The sequence below is a fragment of the Lysinibacillus sp. FSL K6-0232 genome (assembly GCF_038008325.1).
Lineage (GTDB): Bacteria > Bacillota > Bacilli > Bacillales_A > Planococcaceae > Lysinibacillus.
In genome coordinates this window covers 1-1,497 of record NZ_JBBOYW010000003.1, presented here as the reverse complement: position 1 = coordinate 1,497, position 1,497 = coordinate 1, and the positions used below count along the sequence as shown (strand labels likewise).

Here is a 1,497-nt window from a genome sequence, read left to right as displayed (position 1 = left end):
CATTGGCTACTTCATGGTCTGTCACATTTTCTTTAAACGTCAACGTAAAAAACTTCTCTCGTTCTTTGCCCCATTGCCCTGTATTTGCGTTTATAAGCCTTCTGAGCGTGTTTCTCGTCCTTTTTAACGAGTTTGATATACTTTTGTCCCGTTTCATCTTCTCGACCTCCTCAGGCGCTTTTATAGCGTTTCCTGAACCTCTATCGAAAATTGTTCTATCCTTTCCAGTTCTTACTGGAATTCCATACCTGTAGACCTCGACAACATTTCCTGATATAATCGCCTTAATCTTATATTTCAATTTGTAAACTCCTTTCGTACGGTTACTGGTAATAACCGATAAATACGAGGGAGTTTTTTACGTTGCCCAAAGTATATCATATTCTCGCTAAGTGTTACTATAAATAAATAAAGTAAAAGAAAGGCGTTTCCGCTACGCTCCAACACCCAAAAGATTAAGACCTTGCCCCTTTTAAAAAAGGGGCAAGCCCCCAAAACTTTCCTTACCTTATTTTCTTTAAACACACACTGCATGATCTTCCATGATTGACCTTGACTCGCAAGAACCTTTTCCATGTTTTTCACGTGCCAGAGCCACCTATCAAAAAAGATTCAGTGGCACGCAGCAAATAGCTTAACATGGAAAATTGCAAGTCAAGGCATCGCTAACGCTCAATCATTCCAGAACATTCCGTTTATTTTTCCTTCTACCCTTGAAGAAAAAGCTTTGTTACTTTGGCAAAGTAACCTTCTCGATATTTTGACACTATCGCGTACAAAATGAAGGCTCTGCGAGGCTTAAAACCAAAGGGCAAGCAACGGGTTTAGCATGCCAAACCACTTTGGGCAAGCAACGGTTTTGGGTACCCCCAATCCCTTTTCGCTCGCCCTCAACTTGTTAGGATTCCTCCTAATACCTCGACCATTTTCGACACTCAAAATTTCATTTTTCGCATTGGAAATGGTTGTCGCTTTGCTCGAATTTATCAAAACAAAAAGAGCCGACTTTTCGTCAGCCCTTTCTTGCTAAATTATATTGAATTACCTCGTAGGTATCGTAATGCTCACTCTCGTACATTTTCCTGTATACTTCGTGACCTTCAACCTTACCAGCAATCTCTTGTAATTGTTGTTTTCCTTCTGCTGTTCCGTCTGATATTTCCTCCGGCTTATACAGTCCCCTGCTCGCAAAATATAGTTTTTTATCTTTCACTTTTGCAGATTTATTCGACTGCATATTCCGCATTTCTTTTTCGATATATTTCACCACATAAACACCGACATTGTCGACATGGTCAATTTCATTAATTCGTACCGCACCATGCCCCCAAAGCTTTAAAAGTTCTGCATGTGGAACATACGGCATATTGAACAAAATAATGTGATAATGCAACGCCCCTCTTTCTTGGCGCTCAACCACACAAACATATTTTATTACAGCACGCTTTTGACCAGTGACATGATAGTTTAATCTCTTAATAAATTTCATAAATTCCG

At 39.7% G+C, this 1,497-nt stretch carries 3 protein-coding genes; all 3 read right to left on the bottom strand.

All coding sequences use genetic code 11. The features are described from left to right. Positions 1–301, bottom strand: a 301-nt coding sequence (locus tag MHB42_RS20650; protein ID WP_340808666.1) for a hypothetical protein, incomplete at its 3' end; no start/stop codon positions are given. Further along, entirely contained in the window at positions 298–585 is a 288-nt protein-coding gene (locus MHB42_RS20645; RefSeq protein ID WP_340808665.1) for a hypothetical protein, read from the bottom strand. The genes MHB42_RS20650 and MHB42_RS20645, both read right to left, overlap by 4 nt. Positions 586–1,012: 427 nt before the next feature. Next, positions 1,013–1,497, bottom strand: a 485-nt coding sequence (locus MHB42_RS20640) for a rolling circle replication-associated protein (protein WP_445299997.1), incomplete at its 5' end; no start/stop codon positions are given.